The sequence below is a fragment of the Streptomyces changchenzhani genome (genome assembly GCF_039766235.1).
Lineage (GTDB): Bacteria > Actinomycetota > Actinomycetes > Streptomycetales > Streptomycetaceae > Streptomyces.
Map to the genome: position 1 here is coordinate 267157 of NZ_JBDHNH010000004.1, position 25063 is coordinate 292219.

General features: G+C 69.9%; 23 protein-coding genes. 12 read left to right on the forward strand and 11 right to left on the reverse strand.

Annotated elements, in window-relative coordinates; translation table 11 throughout:
* Window positions 1-113 precede the first annotated feature (113 nt).
* From ABCR94_RS15480 to ABCR94_RS15495, 4 genes are all read right to left on the reverse strand, one after another.
* On the reverse strand, window positions 114-2141 hold the full coding sequence (locus tag ABCR94_RS15480; RefSeq protein ID WP_347119864.1) for a transglycosylase domain-containing protein: 2028 nt from the start codon (window positions 2139-2141) through the stop codon (window positions 114-116).
* A 69-nt stretch (window positions 2142-2210) separates the two neighbouring features.
* Complete coding sequence (locus ABCR94_RS15485) at window positions 2211-3578, reverse strand: sensor histidine kinase (protein WP_347119865.1); 1368 nt, start codon at window positions 3576-3578, stop codon at window positions 2211-2213.
* Window positions 3579-3580: 2 nt separating this feature from the next.
* Window positions 3581-4306: a two-component system response regulator CseB gene (cseB, locus tag ABCR94_RS15490; protein WP_347119866.1), complete on the reverse strand. Its 726-nt coding sequence runs from the start codon at window positions 4304-4306 to the stop codon at window positions 3581-3583.
* Window positions 4303-5049 (reverse strand): hypothetical protein, encoded by a 747-nt coding sequence (locus ABCR94_RS15495; RefSeq protein ID WP_347119867.1) that lies wholly within the window; start codon window positions 5047-5049, stop codon window positions 4303-4305. Before ABCR94_RS15495 ends, cseB begins: the two co-directional genes overlap by 4 nt.
* Window positions 5050-5188: 139 nt before the next feature.
* Between ABCR94_RS15495 and ABCR94_RS15500 the strand changes: the two genes are divergently transcribed.
* Window positions 5189-6175: an NAD(P)/FAD-dependent oxidoreductase gene (locus ABCR94_RS15500; RefSeq protein ID WP_347119869.1), complete on the forward strand. Its 987-nt coding sequence runs from the start codon at window positions 5189-5191 to the stop codon at window positions 6173-6175.
* A 65-nt stretch (window positions 6176-6240) separates the two neighbouring features.
* Window positions 6241-6882 carry a class I SAM-dependent methyltransferase gene (locus ABCR94_RS15505; RefSeq protein ID WP_347120144.1) on the forward strand — a complete coding sequence of 214 codons (642 nt, stop codon included), beginning with the start codon at window positions 6241-6243 and terminating at the stop codon, window positions 6880-6882.
* 132 nt (window positions 6883-7014) lie between these two features.
* Here ABCR94_RS15505 and ABCR94_RS15510 read toward each other — a convergent pair whose 3' ends face one another.
* Together ABCR94_RS15510 and ABCR94_RS15515 are read right to left on the reverse strand one after the other, a co-directional pair.
* Window positions 7015-7644, reverse strand: coding sequence for a dihydrofolate reductase family protein (locus ABCR94_RS15510; protein WP_347119871.1), 630 nt, complete (start codon window positions 7642-7644; stop codon window positions 7015-7017).
* Window positions 7645-7797: 153 nt separating this feature from the next.
* The gene (locus ABCR94_RS15515; protein WP_347119872.1) at window positions 7798-8736 is read right to left on the reverse strand and encodes an SGNH/GDSL hydrolase family protein; all 939 of its coding nucleotides are present in this window, start codon (window positions 8734-8736) and stop codon (window positions 7798-7800) included.
* 163 nt (window positions 8737-8899) lie between these two features.
* On the opposite strand from ABCR94_RS15515, the gene ABCR94_RS15520 reads away from it, so the two are divergent.
* From ABCR94_RS15520 to ABCR94_RS15555, 8 genes are all read left to right on the forward strand, one after another.
* Window positions 8900-9397: a peptidylprolyl isomerase gene (locus ABCR94_RS15520; protein WP_347119873.1), complete on the forward strand. Its 498-nt coding sequence runs from the start codon at window positions 8900-8902 to the stop codon at window positions 9395-9397.
* A gap of 374 nt (window positions 9398-9771) precedes the next feature.
* Window positions 9772-10647 carry a D-alanyl-D-alanine carboxypeptidase family protein gene (locus ABCR94_RS15525; protein ID WP_347119874.1) on the forward strand — a complete coding sequence of 292 codons (876 nt, stop codon included), beginning with the start codon at window positions 9772-9774 and terminating at the stop codon, window positions 10645-10647.
* 171 nt (window positions 10648-10818) lie between these two features.
* Window positions 10819-11250, forward strand: a complete 432-nt coding sequence (locus ABCR94_RS15530) for a hypothetical protein (protein WP_347119875.1) — start codon at window positions 10819-10821, stop codon at window positions 11248-11250.
* A gap of 246 nt (window positions 11251-11496) precedes the next feature.
* On the forward strand, window positions 11497-12093 hold the full coding sequence (locus ABCR94_RS15535) for a carbonic anhydrase (RefSeq protein ID WP_347119876.1): 597 nt from the start codon (window positions 11497-11499) through the stop codon (window positions 12091-12093).
* A 94-nt stretch (window positions 12094-12187) separates the two neighbouring features.
* On the forward strand, window positions 12188-13690 hold the full coding sequence (locus ABCR94_RS15540; protein ID WP_347120145.1) for a SulP family inorganic anion transporter: 1503 nt from the start codon (window positions 12188-12190) through the stop codon (window positions 13688-13690).
* A gap of 113 nt (window positions 13691-13803) precedes the next feature.
* Window positions 13804-14766 (forward strand): aldo/keto reductase, encoded by a 963-nt coding sequence (locus ABCR94_RS15545; RefSeq protein ID WP_347119877.1) that lies wholly within the window; start codon window positions 13804-13806, stop codon window positions 14764-14766.
* 551 nt (window positions 14767-15317) lie between these two features.
* Window positions 15318-15794 (forward strand): lamin tail domain-containing protein, encoded by a 477-nt coding sequence (locus tag ABCR94_RS15550; protein ID WP_347119879.1) that lies wholly within the window; start codon window positions 15318-15320, stop codon window positions 15792-15794.
* A gap of 306 nt (window positions 15795-16100) precedes the next feature.
* Window positions 16101-17705, forward strand: coding sequence for a sigma-70 family RNA polymerase sigma factor (locus tag ABCR94_RS15555; protein WP_347119881.1), 1605 nt, complete (start codon window positions 16101-16103; stop codon window positions 17703-17705).
* An 80-nt stretch (window positions 17706-17785) separates the two neighbouring features.
* On the opposite strand, the gene ABCR94_RS15560 is transcribed toward ABCR94_RS15555, so the two are convergent.
* From ABCR94_RS15560 to ABCR94_RS15570, 3 genes are all read right to left on the reverse strand, one after another.
* A complete protein-coding gene (locus ABCR94_RS15560; RefSeq protein ID WP_347119882.1) occupies window positions 17786-18550 on the reverse strand; it encodes a YqjF family protein in 765 nt (254 codons plus the stop codon).
* Window positions 18551-18713: 163 nt separating this feature from the next.
* On the reverse strand, window positions 18714-19100 hold the full coding sequence (locus tag ABCR94_RS15565) for a PLL family lectin (RefSeq protein ID WP_347119883.1): 387 nt from the start codon (window positions 19098-19100) through the stop codon (window positions 18714-18716).
* Window positions 19101-19240: 140 nt separating this feature from the next.
* A complete protein-coding gene (locus ABCR94_RS15570; protein ID WP_347119885.1) occupies window positions 19241-20002 on the reverse strand; it encodes a LysR family substrate-binding domain-containing protein in 762 nt (253 codons plus the stop codon).
* Between the two features lie 58 nt (window positions 20003-20060).
* Between ABCR94_RS15570 and ABCR94_RS15575 the strand changes: the two genes are divergently transcribed.
* A complete protein-coding gene (locus ABCR94_RS15575; RefSeq protein ID WP_347119887.1) occupies window positions 20061-20447 on the forward strand; it encodes a DUF5997 family protein in 387 nt (128 codons plus the stop codon).
* 174 nt (window positions 20448-20621) lie between these two features.
* Window positions 20622-20900 carry a hypothetical protein gene (locus ABCR94_RS15580; RefSeq protein WP_347119888.1) on the forward strand — a complete coding sequence of 93 codons (279 nt, stop codon included), beginning with the start codon at window positions 20622-20624 and terminating at the stop codon, window positions 20898-20900.
* Between the two features lie 128 nt (window positions 20901-21028).
* Here ABCR94_RS15580 and ABCR94_RS15585 read toward each other — a convergent pair whose 3' ends face one another.
* Window positions 21029-21202, reverse strand: a complete 174-nt coding sequence (locus ABCR94_RS15585) for a hypothetical protein (protein WP_347119890.1) — start codon at window positions 21200-21202, stop codon at window positions 21029-21031.
* 734 nt (window positions 21203-21936) lie between these two features.
* Window positions 21937-25008 (reverse strand): glycoside hydrolase family 3 N-terminal domain-containing protein, encoded by a 3072-nt coding sequence (locus ABCR94_RS15590; protein WP_347119891.1) that lies wholly within the window; start codon window positions 25006-25008, stop codon window positions 21937-21939.
* Between the last annotated feature and the right edge of the window lie 55 nt (window positions 25009-25063).

The window sequence follows — 25063 nt, forward strand, 5'->3', positions numbered from 1 at the left end:
TGTGCGCGCGCTGTCACGGAGCCCGACTGCACGCCACGCATTCGAAACTCCCACCCCAGGCAGGCCGGGGTGACCCCGCGAGAGCGTCCTCGGGGCGTGTCCAGCGTGATGAGTCAGCGGCGGGTCACGGGCCAGGCCGTGGGCGGCACGCCTCCCGACGCGGCTTCGGTGTACATCGCCCAGATCTGGGCGGGGTGGCCGGCACCGACGTTCTTGAGGGTGACCTGCTTCTGGGTTTTGGCGTCCTCACCGAAGAGCCCGATCGAGGTGATCAGGTCCGGTGTGCCGCCGATGAACCACTCCGCCTTCCCGTCGTCGGACAGACCGGAAGTCCCTGCGACGAACTGTCCACTCCTGTCCACCCTCGTGGCGACGACGGCGTCGCTCCCGTCCACGCCGCGGGTCAAGGCGGTGGCGAGGTGGGAGTTGACCAGTTCGGCAGCCTGGGGAGTGATTGCCCGGCCACCCACTGCCGCTGGCAGACGCGTGCGCTCGTCACCGCGCTGCGCCGATTTCACGATCGACGGGGTGACCTTCTTGCCCTGGTTGCTGAACGAGGCGTACACACCGGCCATTTCCAGCGGAGCGGCCCCCATCAACCCGAGCGACGTCGCCTGCGCCGACGCGAAGGCGCTCGGGTCCGTACGCATGCCCAGGCTTGTCGCGGTCCGCCTGATGGCGGCGGGGCCGATGTTGTGCTTGCCGTCCACCTTGCCGTCCACCGAGGTGGCAAGGACGACCGGTTCAAAGGTGACGCCTGCCTGGTAGTCGGAGCGGGTCGCGTTGTTGAGGTAGTGCTGCGTGTAGTCGCGACCGCCGTAGAGCGCCAGAATGCGCCCGTTCCTCGGATCCACCGAGACCGCCCCGGCCTGCCGGTCGGGATCCGGCTTCGGCTTCCGCGCGACGGACTTGGGCTTCGGGCCCGCGGCGGCGAGTCCCGTCGTGACCGCACGCTCCAGTGCGCGCTGCTTGGCCGGATCCACATTGAGGGTGATCGTCCAGCCGCCGCCCGCCAGTTCTTGCTCACTGACGCCCGCGTCGGTCAGCTCTCGCCTGGCGGTGTCCACCAGATAACCCGCCTGCCCCGAAAGGCCCGCGCCGGGCTTGGGGGCCGCCGGCACGGGGAATGTCATCCGCTTGCGTTCCGCCTGCTTCAGCCAGCCCTCCTCGACCATGTTGTCGAGCACGTAACCCCAGCGCGCCTTCACCAGCCGCTTGCCCGCGGGGGCCGCGACCGCCCAGTCGTACTGGCTGGGCGCCTGCAGTAGTGCCGCGAGGTACGCGCCCTGCTCGACGGTGAGGTCCTCGACCTCCGCGTTGTAGTACGCGCGGGCCGCCGCCTGCACGCCGTACGCGAGCCGCCCGTAGTAACTGCTGTTCAGATAGCCGGCGAGGATGTCGTCCTTGGAGTTCTGCCGGTCGACCTTGAGGGAGATGACCAGCTCCTTCACCTTGCGGCTGACGGTCTGCTCCTGGCTGAGGTAGTAGTTCTTGACGTACTGCTGAGTGATGGTCGACCCGCCCTGCTTGCCCTGGCCCGTCACCGTGTTGGCGATGCCGCGGGCGGTGCCCGTCAGGGAGATGCCCGAGTCGCTGTAGAAGCCCCGGTTCTCCGCCGCGACGAAGGCACGCTGTACGTCCTTGGGGACGCGGCCGATCGGGACGCTCTCCCGGTTCACGTCGCCGGTACGGGCGAGGCGGGTGCCGTCGCTGAACAGGTAGACGTTGCTCTGGGCCTTCGCCTGCGCGTTCGCCTGGGGGATGTCGATGGCGATGTACAGGAAGGTGAAGGCCGCGCCCACCAGGACACACACGGTGAGGACTGCGGCGAGTGCCTTGCGCCAGGTGACGAGACGGCGTCTCCCGGACCGCCTGGCGGCTTTCGGCCGTCGTCGTCGGTGCTTGCCCGAGTTCTGGTCGCCGACTTCTCGCGTCGCGACGACCTCTCTGTTCGCTCCAGCCTTATCGATTCCATCTACTTCGCCGACCCCATCTACTTCGCCGACCCCATCTACTTCGCCGACCCCACCGACTTCGCCGACCCCACCGACTTCGCCGACCCCATCGGCTTCGCCGGTCTCGCCGGCTTCGTCCGCCCTCCGCCGCTCCGCCGTCCGCTCCGGACTCCGCCTGATACCCATGGCGCCATCCTCGGGGCCGAAGATCTTGGTCAACCGCAAGGGATGCATCGGTCGCCGCGCGGAGGTGTATCAGCGGTGTATCGGCTCTGCCTCGGCACAGGAGGGGCCGCCGGGCAGTCGGAGGGTGGCGAGGGCGCCCCCGTCGGGCGCGTTGGTGAAGGTCAGCTCGGCGCCAATGACTTCGGACTGGCCGAGCGCGATGGTGAGGCCCAGGCCGTGGCCCGTTCCGCGTTCGCGGGCGCCGGTACGAAACCGCTGCGGGCCGTCCTTGAGCAGCGTGTCCGGGTAGCCGGGACCGTGATCGCGTACGGTCACGGTCCTTCCGGTGCGTGCAGTCCCGCCCGGCACGGTGACGGTGACGGTGACCGTCACCGGAGAGCGGCCGTGCCGGTGCGCGTTGACGACCAGATTGGTGATGATCCGCTCCAGCCTGCGCGGGTCCGTCCAGACCGTTACGGCCCCCTCGGATCCGTACGCGGCAGGCTCACCCGCACCACCCGCACCACCCGCACCACCCGCACCACCCACAGCATCCACAGCACCCACCGGCTTCTCAGCACCCTCGAAGCTGAGCCGGGCGGGCAGGCCGGTCCGGGTGACAATCTCCTCCAGCAGCGGGCCGAGGGCGCACGGTGACAGATCGGCCTGCTCCGCTCCCGCGTCCAGCCGGGAGATCTCCAGGAGCTCCTCGACCAGGGCGCTCAGGACGCGTACCCGGTCACGTACGTACCCGGCCGCTTCCCCCTCGGGCAGCAGCTCGGCGGAGGTGACCAGCCCCATGAGCGGGGTGCGCAGTTCGTGGGCCACATCGGCGGTGAAGCGCTGCTCGCCGCGCAGCCGTTCTTGAAGGGCGGCCGCCATCGTGTCCACGGCCGTGGAGATCTCGGCGATCTCGTCGTGCGGGCGGGGCGCCGCGGAGATCCTGGCGTCCAGGTCCCCGGCCGCGATGCGACGCGCGGTCCTGGCGGCGGTCCGCAGCCTGCGGCTCATCCGTCCGGCGGTCAGCACGCCCAGGGGCAGCACCACCGCGGTGGTCGTCACCCCGGCCAGGACCATGTTCGTGTCGAGCGCGCCGATGTCGCGCATCGTGGTGGTCATGTCGACGCGTACGGAAAGGACTTGGCCGCCGGCCGGGCGCGCCGACCACATCGCGGGACCGCCCGGTCCGGCCGTGAACTCGGTGCCCCGGCGCCCCTTCGCCACCAGCCCCCGCAGGTCCTCGGGCAGGCCGGGCGCGCCCAGTTCGGCACCGGAGCCCTGGACCGAGCCGGTGCGGGCGTAGGTGGCGGCGGCCCGGTCCAGTGTGGTGCGGGCTGCGTCGCGCGCCTGGGACAGTTCCCGCTCGCGCGACGCGTGGTGCACGAGCACCCCTACGGTCGCGGCGACGGCGCAGACGGCCGCGGCGACCAGGGCCACGATCCGCCATCTCAGGGCCATGATCAGCGCCGCAGCTTGTAGCCGAAGCCGCGGACCGTCTCGATCCGGTCGGCGCCTATCTTGGCGCGCAGACGCTGGACATGGAGGTCGACCACCCGGGTGTCGCCGTGCCAGGCGTGGTCCCACACTCGGCTGAGGAGGGTCCTTCGCTCCAGTACGACACTGGGCGAGGCGGCGAATTCCAGCAGCAGCCGCAGCTCGGTCGGCGTGAGGGCGACCACCTGTCCCGCACGTCGTACCTCCATCCCACGGGTGTCGATGGTCAGGTCGCCGAATACCAGCATCCCGTCGTGGCCCGAAGCCTCCCGGTCCGCCTCGGCGGCGGGGGCGAACGAGGCGCGGCGCAGCAGGGAGCGGATGCGGGCGACGAGGACCGCGCTCTCGCACGGCTTGACGACGTAGTCGTCGGCGCCCGCCTCCAGACCGGACACGATGTCGAGGGTGTCACCCCGCGCGGACATCATCAGGATCGGCGCCAGACTCAGTTCGCGGACCCGGCGGCACAGCCCGATTCCGTCCAGGTCGGGGAGCATCACATCCAGCAGCAGCAGGTCCGGATTGGTGTCGCGGAAGATCTCCAGACCGGTCAGTCCGTCGCCTGCGGTGGACACGGTGAAGCCGTAGCGCTCCAGCAGCATGCGGACGGTGTTACGGATCACCTCGTCGTCCTCGACGAGCAACAGGTGCGCCTCGGCCGCGGAGCCGGGCGGGGCGAAGGAGATCGTCATTGGGGCGTCCTTGATTGCGGGCTCGGCTGGGGGCCTGTGTGCGGGGTCGTGGTCACGGCCGGGCTCGGCGTCGAGACCGCACCGGACGGGGTACCGGCCCCGCCCTGCGGTGTGACGGCGGCCAGCACCGTGCCGTTCCAGCGGTAGCGGACGGTGAAGCGGCCGTTGTCGGCGGTGGAGGTGATCACCAGGTCGTGGCCCAGGGTCTCCCCGGTGAGCCCGAGCGACCCCAAGCTGGTCAGCACCGGCCGGACCGTGCTGCCCGAGGCCCGGTAGACGTGGATCAGGGTCAGCCCCGCGGACGTCTCGTCCCATGCCACCACGACCTCGTCGTGCCCGTCGCCCGTCACGTCCCGGTACACGGGCCGACGCAGGCCGCAGTCCGTGCCGGGGCAGTCCGTCAGCGCGTCCCGTACCAGTCGCGGCACGCTGGGATCCTTCTCCAGCAGTTCCTTCACCGGCACCTTGCGCAGCCCGCCCGTGGGCACGGTGACACCTTCGAGGACCGGGTACTGGGGGGTCGGGGGAGTGGGCCCGCCCGCGTTGGGCGGAACCGGCGGCGCGTAGTCCGGCCACAGCGGCGACGCGCTGACCGGTGGGGAGAGGCGGGGTGCCACGCCATCGTCGCGCGCTCCGGTCTCCGACGCGCAGGCCGTCAGCCCCACCAGGGCCGCACCGGCGGCCAGGGCGGTCAGGAGGAGCCGCCCGCGGTCAGGGGGGCCGGTGTGGGGGAAGCGGCGCATAGGTACGTCAGCGTACTGGTGTACGGACGGGTCACTTCCGCGGACCACACGATTCACTTGCCGTTTCGGCAAGAACGTTTGCCGTCGGGCGTGGACAGGGCGGAGCATCTCCCCTGGACGACGGATGGAGGTACTTCGCATGACCGCATACACAGAATCCGAGCGGCACTACGACGTCGTGGTGATCGGTGGCGGGGCTGCCGGGCTGAGCGGTGCGCTCACCCTGGCCCGCGCCCGCCGCTCGGTGCTCGTGATCGACGCGGGCCGGCCGCGCAACGCCCCCGCCTCGCACATCCACAACTACCTGGCACACGAAGGAGCCGCGCCCTTGAAGCTGTTGGCCACGGGCCGTGCCGAAGTCACCGGTTACGGGGCCGAGTTCGTCGAGGGCCATGTGGTCGAGGCCAAGCGCGTCGACGCCGGGGGCTTTCGCGTCGTACTCGCGGACGGATCCACGGTCGCCGCGAGCCGGCTGCTGGTGACCACCGGCCTGATCGACGAGCTGCCCCGGCTGCCGGGCATGGCCGAGCGGTGGGGACGCGACGTCCTGCACTGCCCGTACTGCCACGGCTGGGAGGTCCGCGATCAGCCGATCGGCATCCTGGCCACCGGCCCGCTCGCGGTGCACCAGGCACTGATGTGGCGGCAGTGGAGCCGTGAGGTGACCCTCTTCCTGCACACCGGACCCGAGCCGGGCGACGCGGAGTACGAACAGCTCGCCGCCCGCGACATCGCCGTCGTCGAGGGCGAGGTGACCGGCCTGGAGGTGACGGACGACCGGCTCACCGGCGTGACCCTGAAAGGCGGTCGGGTGATCCCGAGCCGGGCCGTGGTGGTCCTCCCGCGCTCCATCGCCCGCGCAGGCATCTTCACCAGCCTGGGCCTCGGCACGACGGAACTGGACAAGGACGGTTACGCGCTCGGTAGTTACGTCGCCTCCGACGCCTCCGGGGCGACACAGGTGCCCGGGGTGTGGGTCGCAGGCAATGTGGCCAACCTGACCGAAACGGTCATCGGCGCCGCCGCCGCGGGTGTGCGTGCCGCTGCGGCGGTCAACGCCGACCTGACCGTCGACGACACCCGCCGGGCTGTCGCACGCCGCAGTGGAACGAAGACCGAGTCATGAGCGACCCCAACCTCAACCTCAACCTCAACCTCAACCCCGACCCCGACCCCGACCAGGAGACCTCGATGGCCGACGACGAAACCAGCACCTCTGACGAGGCGTTCTGGGACAGCCGCTATGAGCAGAGCGACCGGATCTGGAGCGGGAACCCCAATACCGCCCTGGTCCGCGAAGTCACCGGAGTGCGGCCGGGCAAGGCCCTCGACCTGGGGTGCGGTGAAGGGGCCGACGCGATCTGGCTCGCGCGGCAGGGTTGGCGCGTCACCGCCACCGACATCTCCGGGGTCGCCCTGGCCCGTGCGGCCCGGCATGCGGCAGCGGAGGAGGTCGCCGACCGTATCGACTGGCAGCAGCACGATCTCGGAGCGTCCTTCCCCAAGGGCGCCTTCGAACTCGTATCGGCCCAATTCCTGCACTCCCTGGGCGACATGCCGCGCGAGGAGATCCTGCGGTCCGCCGCCTCGGCCGTCGCGCCCGGCGGGATGCTCCTGGTCGTCGGGCACGCGGGATGGCCCTCCTGGGAGGACAACCCTCAACCCGGTGTGCACTTCCCGATGACGAAGGAGGTCCTCGAAGCGCTTGAACTCCCCGAAGGACAGTGGGAGGTGCTCATCAGCGAAGAACACCAGCGGATCCAGACCGCTCCCGACGGGGAGCCGGGCACTCGCACGGACAACACCCTGAAAATCCGCCGCGTGAGCGCGTGAGCGCGTGAGCGCCCGGCGCCGGCCCACCTGATCGCCCGAAGGGCCGCCCCGGGCAATAAATTCGATTGCCTCCCGGGGCGGCGATGGGATGTACTCCCGCTGGTGAACGTCGTGCGCAAGGTGGCGGTGGGGTCAGCGGCGGATCAGCCGGACATGGGTCGCGGCCGCTGAGCTGACCTGATCCGCGACGCGGTAGCCGTCGATACCGGCCCCCAGGTTGTCGAGCAGCCGCTCGCCCCCGCCGGCGAGGATCGGGACGATGGCCAGGTGCAGCTCATCGACGAGCCCGGCACGCAGGAACTGCTGAACGGTGGTCGGACCGCCCCCGATCCGTACGTCCTGGCCCGCGGCCGCCTCGAACGCCCTTTGCCGCACGGTCTCGATGGGCTCGTCGGTGAAATGGAAGGTGGTCCCGCCCTCCATCGGCACCGACGGGCGCAGATGGTGCGTCAGGACGAACACCTCATGGTGGTAAGGCGGGTTGGGGCCCCACCACCCCGTCCATGACTCGTCGTCCCACGGACCCCGCTGCGGCCCGAACATATTGCGCCCCATGACAGTGGCACCGATGTTCTGCTCGCTCCGGTCGAGGTGGTCGATGTCGATCCCCGTCTTGCCCTCGGCACGGTCGCTCATCGCGGCGAACATCCACGCGTGCAGGTCCTCGACACCGTCGCCGAAGGGCGCTTCCAGACGCTGATTGGTGCCGACGGCGTAACCGTCCAGGGAGATCGTGAGGTTGTGTACGCGCAGCTTGGGCACGGTGTTCTCCTTGGTGCGTCCGGAATCTGGCCTGCGGAGCCCATGCGCGGGACCGCCGATAGGCTCGCTCTCACCCCTGCGTCGATCGAGGTGCGGGCGGATCGACAGTCTGCCCAAGAATTTTTCCGGTCGGGTCCTGCCGCGCGGAAACGGTCAGGTCTTGCCGCGCAGAGATACGTCGACGACCTCGGCGATCGCGTTGGTATAGCGCACGATGCCCGGCGAGCGCACCGGACACGGGCGGGAATTCTTCGTGGTCGGGGCGAGACAGAAGTGCAGATGATCGTCCTCGCGGTGCAGGGCGGTGAGCCCGCCCGCGCAGTCTCGCGCGCGGGCCCGTTCCTCGTCGTTGCAGGGCACCTGTCGTGTCCAGGTGTAGCGGTCGCCCGCCGGGCTCACCCGCCGTCCCGCGTCCGCCACGGTGTCCGGACCTGACGCGGCCTGGGCCCGGTAGATGTCGTTGACCCGGCGGACCCGGTCCGGCGAGAAGGCGTCCGGGGCCTGTAGCACCCACACGATCCCGGGACGGGGGATCCCGGCGTCGCGCGCCGCCGCCGCGATCTGTCGGGTGAGAGCCTTCGCGTCGGCCGCGTACCGCGTGTAGTACCGCGCGTTGCCGCCCTGCGGGATCGAGCCCATGCACGGCGTGTAGCCCCAGGAGTTTCCCCAGAACTGCAACACCACGACGCTCGGCCGCTCGGCCCCGACCAGGGCGGCCGCCTTGTCCCGGGGCGGCACCAGGGAATCGTGCTGCGTCTCGGTCAGGTAGTCGCACAGGGTCGTACCGGAATGCGGCGCACTGTGTACGGTCGCCCGCCCGGTGGCGGAGACCCGGTCGGCCAGGGCCGCCTGGCTCTCCATGGCCAGGGAGTCCCCGAGGTACAGGACGCTGGACTTCTCCCGAGGCCGCTGTTCCCGCTGCTTCGATGCCTTCGGGGCGGGCGTGCCCGGCCCGGATTCCGCGGACCGCCCGGCGGCCGGCGGACTGGGAGCGGCTGCCGGGGGAGCGGTGGGGCCGTCCGAGGGATCCGAGCAGCCGGTCACCCAGACCAGCGCCAGTACCACCAGTGCCGCAACCCGTCCACGCCTCACAGCAGCTCCCTCCGTCCGGCTATCAGGGACCACAGTGGACCCGGAGGGCACAGAGGTCCAGACCGTGTACACGCCAATACGGGTTACGCGCTCGGCGGGACACGGGACGCCCGCCGAGTCCCCCGAGGAGACTTGGGCGTCCGGGAAGTGTCAGGATGTCGGTATGACGAGCAAGGTTTACTTCGACATCACCATCAACGACGAGCCCGCCGGGCGGATCACCTTCGACCTGTTCGACGACGTGGTCCCGCTGACGGCGGAGAACTTCCGCGCGCTGGCGACCGGCGAGAAGGGCTTCGGCTTCAAGGGCTCGTCCTTCCACCGTGTCATTCCGGACTTCATGCTCCAGGGTGGCGACTTCACCCGGGGCAACGGCACCGGCGGCAAGAGCATCTACGGCGAGAAGTTCGACGACGAGAACTTCAAGCTCAAGCACACCAAGCCGGGCCAGCTGTCGATGGCGAACAGTGGGCCGAACTCCAACGGCTCCCAGTTCTTCATCACCACCATCGTGACCTCGTGGCTCGACGGCAAGCACGTCGTCTTCGGTGAGGTCGCCGACGAGGACAGCCTGAAGCTGGTCAAGAAGATCGAGGGCTACGGCTCCTCGAACGGCAAGACCAGCGCCAAGATCACCATCGCTGACTCCGGGGCGCTCTGACCAGCTCCTGCCGGATTCACCTGTGCCGGGGGCGGCGAGACATCGCCGCCCCCGGCACAGGTGCGTACAGCGCTCGGCGGCTCCCAGGATCCCCCTGCGCGCGCGTGCCTCGTCGCCGATGCCGTCCGCCGAGGTGTCAGGCCCCCGCACTCTCCTCCGGGCCGTCACATTCCCGCTACAGAGCAGGTGCGCGGGAGGACCCGGTCCAGGGCGGGCTTAAACTCCTGGGCGCCGGATCATTGTGCGGGCAGGGTGAAGATGTCATGGCAGAACGCGCATCTATTGTGCCGTTTCGTGCGTTCATTGAGCCAGGGGCACTCTCATGTGACCGCACCACAGGGGTATTTGGGGTATTCATCTTGAAAATTAGCGCTATGAGCATGCGTCGTGCGTCCGCAGTGGCGATTACCACGGGGGCCGTTCTGTCGGCCGGGGTATTGACCACTCCGGCGCAGGCCGCCGCGGTCCCGGCGCCGAGCATTGTCGCCAAGGGCGGCTTTGTGATGAACAACGGCACGGGCAAGACTCTCTTCGGCAAGGCCGCGGACACCCGTCGCTCCACCGGCTCCACCACCAAGATCCTGACGGCCAGGGTGGTGCTCGCGCAGCCGAACCTCAACCTTGACGCCAAGGTCACGGTCCAGAAGGCGTACAGCGACTACATCGTCGCGAACACCGCGTCGTCGGCACGTCTGATCGTCGGCGACAAGGTCACGGTGCGTCAGCTGCTGTACGGGCTGATGCTCCCGTCCGGCTGTGACGCGGCGTACGCACTGGCTGACAAGTTCGGCAGCGGTTCCACGCGGGCCGCGCGGGTGAAGTCGTTCATCGGCAAGATGAACACCACGGCCAAGAGCCTCGGTATGAACAACAGCCACTTCGACTCGTTCGACGGCATCGGGAACGGCTCGAACTACTCGACGCCGCGTGAGCTGACGAAGCTGGCCAGCAGTGCGATGAAGTACTCCACGTTCCGTACGATCGTGAAGGCCAAGTCGACCAAGCAGAAGGTCACGACGAAGAGCGGCGGATACCGCTACATGTCGTGGACCAACACCAACAACCTGCTCGGCACCTACTCGGGCGCCATCGGCGTCAAGACCGGCTCCGGCCCGCAGGCCAAGTACTGCCTGGTCTTCGCCGCCACCCGTGGCAGCAAGACCGTCATCGGCACGGTCCTCACCTCTTCCTCGTCGGCGAACCGCACGGCGGACGCGAAGAAGCTGATGGACTACGGCTTCAAGAAGTAGCCCGACCCGTACCGCCGAAGGGGCCGGCCCGCGACCATCCAGTCGTGAGCCGGCCCCTTCGTTCTGTGCCGGGCTGTGCGGGACTGGTCCGGGGCTGTGGGGGACGGTGCGGGCCGAGTGCTCACCCGGTGGGAGGCTCCCGCCGGGCGCGGTCGGCGTACGCGGTGGACGATGAGAGCTGTGGACGACGTATGCAGCGCCGCCGAGCGCTTCCGCCATGGCATCGAGGCCTCCCGGGACAACTGGCCGGACCTCGTGTATCTGCCGTTCAGGAGCTTCCCCGCCGGGACGTGCTGGCCCACGACCGTGCTGCTGGCCGACTACTTCGCCCAGTGCGGACTCGGCCGGTGGGGCCAGTACCGCGGCGCGCGCACGGACCGGCAGACCCACGCCTGGCTGGAGCGCGACGGAGTCCTGGTGGACATCACCGCCGACCAGTTCCCCGGCCGGGACCCCGTCATCGTGACCAGGGACCGCTCCTGGCACCACACCGTGTTCCCGTCCCCGCAGGGGCCCGAGCCCGTCCGCCTCGCGGACATCGGCAATGAGCCGGGCGAGGAAGCCAGGGCCCTTTATGCCGTGATCTGCCGATACCTGAGCTGAACAACGCCAAACCGCTCTTCGCGGCGCATTTCCTATCTGTTCGACTGCGCTTCAGGTTCGCTTCAGGATCATTGGTTCATGGTGTGGATCAAGTGCTCGCCGGGCACCCGTCGCCAGTGGGTCCGCCCCGCACCGGCCGACGCCCCCGCCTCGTCAATGTCGATGAAGCGGCAGCCCTGCCTGCACCGAGACCACCCATGACCCGACCACACCACGCGCTCATCGGCGTGTAGGAGGCAGGCCACCTTGCAGCAACTCATCGCGCACGCCCGTTCCTTCGGAACCCGCAGCGAAGACCTCAGCGGGCTCGCGAGCGGGCAGACACCGGAGGTCCTCTTCATCACGTGCTCCGACTCGCGCGTCGTGCCGTCGCTGATCACCGGGGCGGGCCCCGGCGACCTGTTCGAGCTGCGCACCGCCGGCAATATCGTCCCCGAATACGGCAATGAACAGCCCGCCGGCGAGACCGCGACCATCGAGTACGCGGTACGCGTCCTGGGCGTACGCCACGTCGTCGTCTGCGGGCACTCCCACTGCGGAGCCGTTGGCGCCATGGTGCGCGACGACGACCTGCGTGCCGTACCGGCGGTGCGCGACTGGCTCGACAACGCCGCGCCGGAGCGGCTGCGCAACAGCGACGACGCCGCGGTCGCCGCAGCACCCGATCTCACCGACCCCGTGCAGCGGCACGCGCTTGCCCAGCTGGAGCGGCTACGGGCCTACCCCTGCGTACGCGAAGGCATCACGGCCGGGCAGCTCTCCTTGGACGCCTGGTTCTACGAAGTGCACACCGGAGCTGTACGTCGCCACCGCCCGGAGACCGGAACCTTCCAGCCGCTGTAGGCGCGGCGCGGCGTCCCCACGGCCCGCGCCCCTCGGCGCAGCTCTCGCTCACCAATGTCGACGAACCGGAGAATTCGTGCTCCGCAAGAACTTTATGCTCGGCAAGATCAGTAACCTCAGCCCCACCGTTGTCCGGCGTGATGTCCTCGCGTCCCTCGTTGTCTTTCTCGTCGCTGTCCCACTCTGCGTCGGTGTCGCCGTCGCCTCCGGTGTGCCCGCCGAACTCGGCCTGATCACCGGCATCGTCGGCGGGCTCGTCGTCGGTTGCCTGCCCGGCAGTTCCTTCCAGGTCAGCGGCCCCGCGGCAGGACTCACCGTCCTGGTGCACGAGGCCGTTCAGGAGTACGGGCTCGCATCCCTCGGCGTAATCGTGCTGGCCGCGGGCCTCCTCCAGCTCGCATTCGGCGCGCTGCGCTGGGGGCGCTGGTTCCGCGCGATCTCCGTGGCCGTGGTCCAGGGCATGCTGGCCGGGATCGGCCTCATCCTCGTCCTGGGCCAGGTCTACGCGATGGCGGACGCCGACCAGCCGGACAGTGGCCCGGGGAAGCTCGCCGGGCTGCCCGGTCTGGTCGCCCACATCCTGGGAAGCCCCGGGGCGCTCGCGGCGTTCGCCGTCGGCGCGGGCACCCTCGCCATCCTTGTGCTGTGGCCCCGGATGCCCGCGAAGGTGCGGCTGGTGCCGGGCCCGCTCGCGGCCATCGCCTTCGCGACCATCGCCACGGCGGCGTTCGGACTGCCCATCGCCAAGGTGGAGGTGCGGGGCCTGCTGGAGTCCATCCAGCCGCCCGGCCTCGGCGAACTCGGCGCTCTCGCCCAGGTGTCGGTCATCGGTACGGTGCTCGCGTTCACCCTCATCGCGTCGGCGGAGAGCCTCTTCAGTGCCGCGGCGGTCGACCGTATGACGGACGGATCGCGCACGGACTACGACAAGGAACTCATGGCCCAGGGCGTGGGCAACGCCGTGTGCGGCGCCCTCGGTGCCCTGCCGATGACCGCGGTGATCGTACGCAGCGCGGCGAACGTCCAGGCCGGTGCCCAAACCAAGCTCTCGCGTATCCTCCACGGCTTCTGGCTGCTGCTGTTCGCGGCGCTGCTCCCGGCTGCTCTCGGCGTCGTCCCCCTCGCGGCGCTCGCGGGTGTCCTGGTGTACGCCGGGGCCAAGCTGGTGCCCGTACGTCAGCTGCGACCGCTGTGGCGCGAGCACCGCGGAGAGGCTCTGATCCTCGGGGTGACCGCGGTCGCCATCGTCGTCACCAACATGTTCGAGGGCGTCCTGCTGGGGCTGCTGCTCGCTGTGGTGAAGACCGCCTGGGAGACCTCCCATGTCAACCTCGACGTACGCGAGTTGACCGGGGGACGCCTGGTCGTCGCGGTCACCGGCAACGCGACCTTCCTCCGGCTCCCCAAGATCCTCGACGCACTGGAGGCGCTGCCCGCGGACAGGCCCGTGGAACTGGACCTGTCCGAGCTCCGCCACCTGGACCACGCCTGCCGCACGGCTCTCGACAGCTGGGCCGCACAGCACAACGGCGCGGACGGCCCGCCCCCGTCGGACCAGATGCCGCTGGCGACCGCGGGCAGCGCGAGGGGAAGGTAGTCGCTGCGTGGCAGGCCCCGACTCCCACCGTTTCATCGCGGCGGTGGGAGTCGGGGCCTGTCCCGGTGCCCCGTGAGGAGGGCCGCCCGTCCGGCGCGCCGTAGGGTGACGGCGTGACGACCAGGGATGTGGCGGGCGCAGGCAGCGATCGGTTGATGTACGGGTGCATGGGTCTGGGCGGCAGCTGGGACACCACGCCCTATGGTGCGGCGGACATCGCCGAGGCCGAGGCGGCGATCGAAGCGGCGCTGGACATCGGCATCACCACGTTCGACCACGCCGACATCTATCGGCACGGGAAGTCCGAGGCCGTCTTCGGTGAGGTACTCGCCCGCACACCAGGGCTTCGTGAGCGCGTCACGGTGCAGACCAAGTGCGGCATCCGCCTCGCGGACGGCAAGCGCCCCGGCCACTACGACCTGCGCGGCCCGAGCATCGTCCAGCGCGTCGAGGAGAGCCTGACGCGGCTGCGCACCGATGTCATCGACGTATTGCTGCTGCACCGTCCCGATCCCCTGGCCGATCCGCAGGACACCGGAAAAGCGCTGACGGCGTTGCATCAGCAGGGCCTGGTCCGACGGTTCGGCGTGTCGAACATGGGCGCGGAACAGATCGCGCACCTTCAGCGACATATCGACTTCCCGCTGGTCGAGAATCAGCTGGAAATGAGCCTGCGGAGCAGGGACTGGGTCGAATCCGGTGTCCTGGTGAACACCCCCGAAGGTGCGGCCAACGGCTTTCCTTTCGGGACGATCGAGTACTGCCGGGCGAACGGGATCCGCCTCCAGGCGTGGGGATCACTCGCGCAGGGCCGCTTCACCGGCCGCCAGGAAGCGCCGAGCGAACACGCGACCGCCCGCCTCGTCGCCTCGCTCGCCGAGGCGAAGAGCACCACGCCGGAGAGCATTCTGCTGTGGTGGCTCCAGTGCCACCCGGCGAGGATTGCCCCGGTCATCGGCAGCGCGCGCCCCGAACGCATCCGCGCCTGCCGTGACGCGGCGCTGCAGGAACCCGCCCTCTCCCACGAGGAGTGGTACGAACTGTGGATCACGGCCCGCGGTATTCCGCTGCCCTGACCGCCCGCAGCGTCCATGACGCCGAGTGGGCCTGAGTCGTACATCCGGAAACCGCGGGCTCTGGGCGGGCGGGCCGTCGATCGGCGCCGCCCCGAGGCAATGAACCCGGCGCGGTTGGTCCGGGGCGTGGGCACCGCCTTGCCCACGCCCCGGACTTCCCTGCGGCCCCATGAAACCGCACGTCAGAGCGACTTTGCTCCTCTGCGTACGAGAGATCGGCCTCCGTGTCTGTTACCAATACTTCCGGGCTGCGCAGACCGGCGCGGGGGGAGTGAGCGGAGGGAGTGAGCGGTGCTGGAAAGCGGTTGTTGTTGAGCGCTCAACGGGTAGGTGTAACTCCCAGCGAACCTTTGGTTGGTGCTCGTTCCGGATTCGTGCGCGATACAGAAGAGGGTTACGGAAATGTCCGCCTTCAGTAACGCAAGCCGGTACGCCCGCAGACACCCCGGCCGTGGGGCCAAAGTGTGGCTCCTCGGCAACAAGCCGGGAACCTGCACTGCCCGCCGGTTCGCTTCCTGAGTGCCGGCGGCACGCTCAGAGGGGGCAATTCCATGTCTGCTTCTCGTAACGCCCGCCGTATCGCCGCCGCAGTCCTGGCCGCCGGCGCCGTCATCGGCGCAGCAGCCCTGCCGGCCTCGGCCGACCACAGGGACAGGGACTGGGACCGGGACCGGTCGGCCGTCGTCATCGGAGATGTCCAGTACGACAGCCCCGGCCACGACGACCAGTCCAACCGCAGCCTGAACAACGAGTGGATCGAGGTGAAGAACAAGGGCCGCCACACCGTGAACCTGCGGAACTTCACGCTCACCAACCGTGACGGCCAGCGCTACCGCTTCACCAACGTCCGGCTGCACGGCCGCTCCGCCATCAAGGTCCACACCGGCTTCGGCCGTGACAGCCGCCACGATGTCTTCCAGGACCGTCGCGACTACGTCTGGGACAACCGCTCGGACAAGGCCATCCTGCGCAACGACCGCGGCCGGGTCATCGACACCGAGTCCTGGGGGCGCGGTCACCACCGCTGATTCGAGCAGGCGGTCACATTCCTGAGGGCAACGCCCTGAGGGAGTGAAACCCCCGCAGTCACCCGCACGGCGTGCCACGGCAATCCAGCCGCGGCACGCCACACCCATGTTCGGGGGCAAATCGACCTTCGGCCCGGGGAGTCGCACAAGTCACGTACTCGACGGGCGGCAGATGCGCGGGCGGCGACGTAGCATCCGGCAGCATCGGGTCCCGGAATTTTCGTTATCGCGGCCCCAGCGACCGGTCTCCCTCTGTGTCGGATGGAACAGTCGGGACCGGGCACAGCCCGAGGAGGAGTGTCGAGCGTGGGCAGCGAACGCGAAACCGCAGTGATCGAGGCGGCGCAGGGTGGGGATCAGCGGGCGCAGGACGAGCTTGTCGCCGCGTACCTGCCGCTCGTCTACAACATCGTGGGCCGGGCGCTGAGCGGGCACGCCGACGTCGACGACGTGGTGCAGGAGACGCTGATCCGCGCGCTGAGCGGCCTCGGCACGTTGCGCGACCCGGGCAGCTTCCGGTCTTGGCTGGTGGCCATCACCATGAATCAGATACGTGACCACTGGCAGTCCCATCGCACGGCCCCCGTCAGCGGTGAGCTGCCGGACGCCCGCGACATGGCCGACCCCGGCGCGGATTTCGTGGACCTGACGATCCTGCGGCTCGGCCTGTCGGGCCAGCGCCGCGAAGTCGCGGAGGCGACCCGCTGGCTGGACGCCGACGACCGGGCGTTGCTGTCGCTCTGGTGGCTGGAGGCGGCGGGCGAGCTCACCCGGGCCGAGGTGGCCGCGGCGATGGAACTGTCACCCCAGCACACGGCGGTACGAATACAGCGGGTGAAGGCGCAGTTGGAGACGGCGCGGGTGGTCGTACGGGCACTGTCGGCCGAACCGCGGTGCGCGCTGCTGGGCGATGCCATCGTGCCGTGGGGCGGGGACCCGTCGACGCTCTGGCGCAAGCGGCTTGCGCGGCACGCCCGCGACTGCACGGTCTGCTCCGGCTACGGCGCCGGACTGGTACCGGCCGAACGGCTGCTGGTGGGTCTGGGGCTGCTGCCCGTGTCCGCCGCGCTCGCCGACGCGGTCGCTCCCGGCGGCCACGATTCGCCCGCCCTTGCCGCGTACGGTGACGACCTCCCCGTCCAGCTCGCGTCCTCGGGCCGCCGCCAGGAGCGGGTCAGCCGACGGGCGATACGACGTCGGCGGGCCGTGGCGGCCTCGGCGGCCGTGCTTCTGGTGGGGGGCGGGGCATACGCCGGCCTGACCCTGCTGAAGCCGGACGAGGCCCGGAAGGTGGCCCCCGCACAGGCCGCCGTCGGCGCGGCCGTGCCGACCGCCGCCCCCTCGACGAAGTCGCCCTCTCCGAAAGCGTCGGCCTCGCCGTCCAAGGCCCCGAGCGCCTCGGCCACCCCGGTCAAGAAGACCGCCAAGGCGAAGCCCAGGCCGAAGCCGAAGCCGGCGCCGAGCAAGGCCCCTCCCCGACCGGTGTCAACACCCGATCCCCGCCCCAGCGCGCAGCCGGGCGCCGCACCCTCCTCCTTCGCCCAGCAGGTGACCGCCCTGGTCAACACCGAGCGGCGCAAGAGCGGCTGCGCCCCGGTCACCCAGAACGCCCGCCTGGACACGGCCGGCCAGCGCCACTCCGAGGACATGGCCGCCCGCGACTACTTCGACCACAGCGACCCGGACGGTCGGGGCCCCGGGGAACGCGTCACCGCCGCCGGGTACACCTGGAGCACGTACGGCGAGAACATAGCCCGCGGTCAGCAGACCCCCGGCCTGGTGATGCAGGGGTGGATGGACAGCCCCGGCCACCGCGCGAACATACTCAACTGCTCCTTCAAGGAGATCGGCCTCGGCGTGCACGACGCCTCCGGCGGCCCGTGGTGGACGCAGGTCTTCGGCGCCCGCTGACGTCCCCGGGCCGGCGTACCTGGAGAAGATCAACAAAATCCCTGCCCCTTGCCCTTGCTCCTGTCCTCGGCCGCAGCGGGTCAGGGGGTCGGGATGCCTCCCGGGCGGGCGGGCCGCCCGAAGCGCACGGCCACACCGGGCGAGTACAGGACGCTCACCGGCTCGCCGACCGGCGCGGTCAGACCGGCGGCCCGGATGAGGTCCTGGTCGCATTCGAGCAGATCGGCCCGGTGCAGGGGCCAGCGCGGGTGCGTGTTCGGGAGGTACATCTGCCGCCCGAAGAACGTGTTGTGCATGCCCCAGCGGGCGGTCAGGAAATCCTCCAGAGGAGTGGGCTCCTCGACCTGCTCGCCCGGGCGGACGGTGATCCTGCTGTACGCGCCGCGCGGCCCCGGCCAGCGCCGGGTGCTGGTGTACGTCACGGTGTCCTCGCCGTGCCGGACGGTCATCCCGGACCACAGGTACGGCAGCCGGAACAGGGCCCGCGCGACCGCCACCGGTATCAGACGGGACGCGTCGAGCGAACGGAAGACCACGCCCCGCCGCCCCTGGGCGTCCACCGAGTACAGCCGGACGTTGGTCTCGGGAAAGGTGCCCAGGTACGGCACCCCGGGGAGGGCGAACCAGCCGACGCGGTGCATGCGGAAGGCGACGAGTCCCACGTAGGTCACACCGTCGAAGGTGTCGGGAACGGTTCCGGGCGGCAGCAGCGGAGCCACCTCGGCCGGGTCCACCGCCCAATGCAGGAACGCCAGGTCCAGCCACGACTGGGTCAATAGAGGGTTGACGGTCGAGTGGGGTGGGTCGGCCGAAATCGGTTCAGGAACGAGCCACGTGAAAGACACCACACCAGCATCTCACCCCGGTTCGGCGCGCTGGGCGGGCCACATCGAGGCGTCGGCCCCCGTCCCGGGCACTCACCGTGGCGCGCCCGGTCACGGGCGCCCGCCGCGGGCCCCGGGGGAGTGGTGTGACGGGGGCCGGCGGGCGCCGTCGCACGCACGCTGCTCAGGCGCACTGGGGCACCGAGCACAGCTGCCACGGGCCCCAGGGGCCCTGCGGCGACGCCTGGGTGATCTGCCAGTAGCGGGTGTCCCGGTTCCGCTCATGAACCGTCAGACTCAGCCGCCCGTCGGGCAGTTCGGTGACCGTCTTGGGCCGGCTCAGCCCGATGTTGGCCTCGGGGACCTGCCCCAGCGACTCCACCGGCCCCCACATATCACCGGGGCTCTGCCGGCGGCGCACCTCCATCGAGCGGCCGGGCGTCCTGGAGGACGCGAAGGCGTCGATGCTGCCGTCCGCCTTCTTGAACAGCACCACACCTCCCATGTACGGGCCGGGCGCCAGGCCGAACGGCCGCGCCGTGGTCCACGCGTGGCCGCCCGCACGTTGCACGGCGAGACATCCGGGGTATCCGGTGTCCCGGCCGCAGAGCATCCTCACGTGTCACCGCCGCCGGCGGCCAGAGCGAGATCCGGCCACGGCGCAGGGCAGCGCGCGGCCCTGCGCCGTCTCAGGGGCGCGCGTCGCCGGGGCTACGGACGGCGGCGGGGCTTGCCGCTCTTGCCGCCCTTGGGGCCGCCGGAACCGCCCCGAGGGTTCTTGCCGGCCGACTTGCCGGCGGCGGGCTTCTGCCGTGTGCTGTCCGCACCGGCGCGCTTGGTCTTCGGCTGCGGCGGGGTCGGGGGGCGGCCCCGAGTGCTGTTGACGGTCCGCCCGCGGACGATGCCGATAAATTCCTCCACCAGGTCGGTGGTCCTGTCCTCCAGCCACGACAGTGCGATGCGCGACTCGGGAGCGTCCGACACCGGCCGGTACGTCAGGTCCTTGCGGTGGTGCAGGCGGGCGATCGACTGCGGTACGACGAGGAGCCCGATCCCTGCCGCCACGAGCTCGACGGCGTCCGTCGTCGTGGCGGGGCGCTCGTTCGCGGGCCGCCCCGGCAGGCTCTCCCAGCCGAGGGTGTCGTCGAGGGGACTCAGCACGATGTCGTCGGCCAGATCCTCGGCGGACACCTCGTCGACCGCGGCCACGACATGATCCTTCGGGACCATGACGACACTCGTCTCGGTGTACAGGGGGATCGCGCTCAGAACATCCCGGTCGATCGGGAGCCGCACGAGACCCACATCGGCGCCACCGGCCCGCAGTACGTCGGGGGCTTCGGCGGCGGACACCGCGATCAGGGTCAGGGGAACGTCGGGCAACCGCTCGTTCCAGATCCGCACCCACTTGGTGGGGGTCACCCCCGGGACGTACGCGAGCCTGAACGATGGGGGTGCTTCCGAGCCTGTCACTCCACCAGGTTACCGGTCCTGGTCGGAGGTACCGCACACGCTCGATACTCTTGACCCCATGACCTCGAACAAGACCACCCAGATGATGAAACCCGCAACCGCGGCCAAGAAGCTGGGTGTGTACCTCGAAGCCACCCCCGCCGAGTTCCAGGAGGGGGTCGTTTCGCGCACCGAGCTGAGCGCACTGCAGGCCGACCCGCCCCAGTGGCTGCTTGACCTGCGGCACAACGGCCCGCACCCCCGCCCGGTGGTCGCGGAGCGGCTGGACATCTCCATCGCGGGCCTCGCCCGCGGCGGAGTCACCGAGGCACTCACCACCGAGCAGATCAACACGCTGCGGGCCGAGCGTCCCGAGTGGCTGGAGAAGGAGCGCGCCACCCAGGCCGAGGTCCGCAAGGAAGCTGAGCGCATCAAGGCGAAGAACGCCGAGCGCGAGGCGCGCTGAGCCACGCCGGGAGCGCTCAGTGACCACGCCACAGGCGAGCGACCCGGCGACGCAGCGGTTCGTGGGAGATGCGTGCCGCGGACTCTCGAACCCCCGGTAATGCCCACTCCGCCTTGTGGGTGAGGGCGGCCGGGCGGCCGTGTCCGTCGGACGGTCCTGACCGTTGCTCCAGGCATGATCAAAGCAAAGAGCGTCCTCGCCGTCGTGGCCCTCGCCACCGGCGTCTCAGCACTCGCGGCACCCCTCGCGAGTGCGGCCGAATCCTCCGGCCCGTACGAACTGTCCATCTCCGACGAGCTCGACGACTTCGGTACGAGCGCTCTGCCGGCGGACCGCAGGCACCAGGTGCCCACCGTTTCCCACCAGCTGGGCAAGCTGAACAAGCTCAACGAGCTGCACCAGGTCACCGACCTCGTGCAGCCCGTCACCGGGCTGCTCCCCGCCGTCGAGTAGCGGCCGGTCGTCGGGGACGGGCCCTCGCTCGCGGGGCGCCCGCTCCCGGACGTGGCGACGCTCCGCACAGCAAGCCGTGCGGAGCGTCGGTCAGGAGCGGGCCCCCCGGCCCGCTCCCGGAAGGTCTGTCAGTACCGGGTCTTGGAAATGCTCGGGATCTGGGGCTCGTCCTCGATGGCGTCATCCGCGTGCGGACGCGTGCTGGCGAGGTCCGGCTGGAGGAACACCGAGGTGTAGTCCGGCTTGATCGGGTGGGGAAGACCAGCTGCCTCGTCAGGGCGCTGGTGCGGCTGTGCGGTCATGAAGGCTCCATGTTGGCTGTGGTACGGCGAGCAGAATGTCCGCAGCGGCTGGCTTTGGACGGCGGCGGTGACCGGTCGAATCGAATGTCGCTGGGGCGTTGCACAGATCAGCTTCGAGCTCGACCTCTACTGATTGCGACAGCGACAGGCAGTCGGCCGGCAGTCGCCCACCGTTCGGTTCACATCGTGTCCGCGTCGGGAGCCCGGCGAGAATTCCCGGTCCGGGCAGCGTCGTGGATCACCTACGGAACACCGTTGCCACTGGCTCGTGCTGAGCGAACTGCCCGTTTCCATCGGCGTCGCCTTCCGGGCCAGGTTCGGCATCCGATGATGAGGATACGGCCATGTACGCCCGCGCATCCCATCAGGCGGTGCCGAAGGGGTCATGAACACCGCGATTGCGGCGCGGGAATGGGTTACGAGTCGGGTGCGTCCCCCGCCCGCAGACCGCTGAAAACGCGGAACACCGCGTCGGGAAGCGGCAGATGAGGGGCGTCGGGCGGCCGGAAATTCGACGGTACCGACCGGGAAAGCGGGCGATACGCGGTTGACGCCCCGCGGCGCACGCGGTTTTCTGTGCGTGGGGGCGGGCGCAGGCGCGTGAGCTCGGCACCGACACGCCCGAGCGTCCGGGCGATGGCCGGATACCGATATGACTGAAGCGGTGAGAGGCACGGCCCGACGGCCGCTCGGTGCGGGGTGAGGGGCAGCTGCGCCCTCACCCCGCACTTCGCTCAGGCGGCCCGGTAGGCGGCGGTCAGTTCGGTGACCGCGCCCGACAGGTCCCCGGTGAGCAGCAGATGGTCCGCGTTCGCGAACGGCTTCGCCGAGGCTTCGGTGACGTTCTGGCCGATCTTCTGCTGGACGATCAGCCGCGCCTTGGCGACCAGTTCCCTGCCCTGCACGGACTTGCCCTGACCCGTCGCCTGGAGGAGCTCGGCCGCGAGGCCGATGGCCTTCAGGGCGGTCTCCCCGCCCGCGGGAGCCTTGCCGAGGGTGGTCAGCCCCCAGCCGTACGGGAATTGCGGGGCGTACGAGGCGTCACCGACGTTGATCGGCAGCTGGGCCTCCGACTTCGGCCAGGTGACCGGAAGCTGCCCGGTGAAGGGGCGCTTGCCGTAGAGGACGTCGGCAACGCCGTCGCCCTCGGTGCCGGGCAGCCAGGACGCGACGAGCGCGTCGATGTCGCCGAGCCGGTCACCGATGAGCTGCGGGCGCCCTGAGACGACCAGGACCGCGCACTTCATCGCGGCACAGACCTTGTCGACCGCGGCCTTGTCGGCGGCCGTCAGCTCCAGGTCGTTGCCGTTGCCCACGTCACCGATGCCCTCGGCGTAGGGGGTCTCGCCGACGACGACCACGCCGATGTCATGGCCGTCGGTGGGGGCGGAGGCGTCCTTGGAGTAGGAGATCTCCGCGCCGGGGGCGGCCTTCTTCATGCCTTCGAGGACGGTGGTGCCCGTGGTGATCTTGCCGGACGAGCCCTGCCAGCTGACGGTCCAGCCGCCGGCCTGGTTGCCGAGGTCGTCGGCGTTGGACCCGGCGACGTACACCTTCTGGGACTTCTTCAGCGGGAGCACGGCGCCGCCGTTCTTCAAGAGCACCTGGGACTTGGCGACGGCCTCGCGGGCCACCGCGCGGTGCTCGGCGGAGCCGATCTGGTTCAGGTTCGTGGTGTCGGCGTACGGCTGCTCGAACAGGCCCAGCTTGAACTTCTGGGTCAGGATCCGGGCCACCGCGTCGTCGACACGGGCCTGGCTGATGCGGCCGGCCGTCACCTCGTCCTTCAGCGTACTGGTGAAGTCCTGGTAGTCGGTCGGCACCATGATCATGTCGAGACCGGCGTTGATCGACGTGCGTACGTCGCTCGGATAGTCGCCGGGGATCTGGTCGATGGCCTTCCAGTCGCTGATCACGAAACCGTCGAAGCCCATGCGGTCCTTGAGGACCCCATTGATCATCTCGGCGTTGGCGTGCATCTTCACGGGGCCTTGGACGTCGCCCAGGATGTCCAGCGAGGAGTACGACGGCATGACCGTGCCGGCGCCGCGCTCGACCGCGTCCGCGAACGGCGCGAGATGTACCGCCTCCAGCTCCGCACGGGTGACCTTGGTGATGCCCTGGTCGATCGTGTACGAGCCGGTGGTCGAGGACCCGAACTCGGTGCCGCCGTCACCGACGAAGTGCTTGGCGCTGGTGAGCACCTTGTCGTTGCGGTCGAGGTCCTTGCCGTTACGGGCGCCCTGCATACCGTTGATCACCGTGTCCATGGCGGTGACCAGCGCCGGGTCTTCACCGAACGCCTCGTAGGAGCGTCCCCAGCGCTCGTCGCGGGTCACGCAGAGGCAGGGCGCGAAGTCCCACGGGATGCCGGTGGCGCGCACCTCCTTGGCGGTGACGGCGCCCGTCTTCTCGGAGACCTTCGGGTCACGGCCCGCTCCGATGCCGATGTTGTGCGGCATGATCGTCGACCCGATGACGTTGTTGTGGCCGTGCACCGCGTCCACGCCGTAGAGCAGGGGGATCTGCAGGCGGGTGGCCTGGGCGCGCAGTTGGTACGAGTCGACCATCTTCGCCCAGGCCTCGGGCGCGTTCGGGGTCGGCACCGAGCCGCCGCCGGAGAGCAGCGAGCCCAGCTCGTAGGAGGCGATGTCGCCCTGCGACTTGAGGGCGTTGCGCTCGGCCTGCGTCATCTGGCCGGCCTTCTCGGCGAGGGACATCCTCGACAGCAGATCGGCGACGCGCTTCTTGAGCGGGAGCTTCTTGTCGAGATACGGCAGGTCGTGGGCGTTCACGACGACCTGAGGGGTCTCGGCGGGAGCCTTGGCGCCGGTGACGGTGAGCTTGAGCGGGCTGGTCTCCGCGGACTCGGCCGAGCGGTCCTTCTTGGTGGCTACGGCGATTGAGTGGCTGTCACCCGATGCCGTGCCGGCCGGGAAGGTGACGCTGCCGGTGACCGGCGCGTAGTCCTTGCCGGACTCGGCGCTGCCGCCCTCGGTGGTGTACTCGACGGTGACCGGCTCGTCGATCGGTCCTGAGCCGGTGGTGGCGACGGAGAGCTTCACCTGGGCGGTGGCCCCCTCGGCGACCGGGTACACGGCGGCGTCGGTGATGACCTTGGCGTTCAGGGCCGGTTCGGCCTTGCCGTACAGCTCCATGCCGTCCAGGGCGAAGGAGCCGGGGGCGCCGGTCGGCAGCGTGAGCGCGTAACCCCACATCTCCTTCAGCCCCAGGACCTGGTCGATACCGCCGACGGGCTGGTAGTCGGTCCGGTACTTGAACTCGGAGAACGGGATCTCGACGAGATGCCAGCCCTCCCAGTCGTCGGTGAACGACGTGGTCCACAGCTCGGACGCCTCGCCGTTGGCGCCGCCGTCCTTGATCTCGAAGTTGATGCGCTTGCCCGAACCGGGCGGCAGGGGAGCGGTGTTCTGGCCGTACCACCAGAATCGGACCCCTTTGTGGGCGGTCCAGTCGTGGGCGGGCTTGTCGAAGGCGAAGTCGTGGCTCATACCGCCCCAGCCGCTGATGTCGTAGCTGCCTTCGAGGACCTTGCTGCCCTCGGGGGCGTCGGCGCGCTCCTTGATCGCCAGCTTGGGCTGGTCGTCGGCGTCACCACCCCGGGTGAAAATGCCGTCCGCGGGCGGGTTCGCGAAGGGGACCTCACCCTCGAAGCGGTCGACGGCCACGGGGGCGGGCCCGTCGGCGGCGGCGCTGGGCAGGGCGCCGGTGAGCAGACTGCCGAGTACGGCGGTGGCTGCGATCACCGCCGTACCGGTTCTGCTTCTGAGGCGAGGTCGTGGCATTGCGGCTCCTTCGGCGGGGCGGGGCGGGACAGAGGTGTGCCGGGCGGGGGACAGG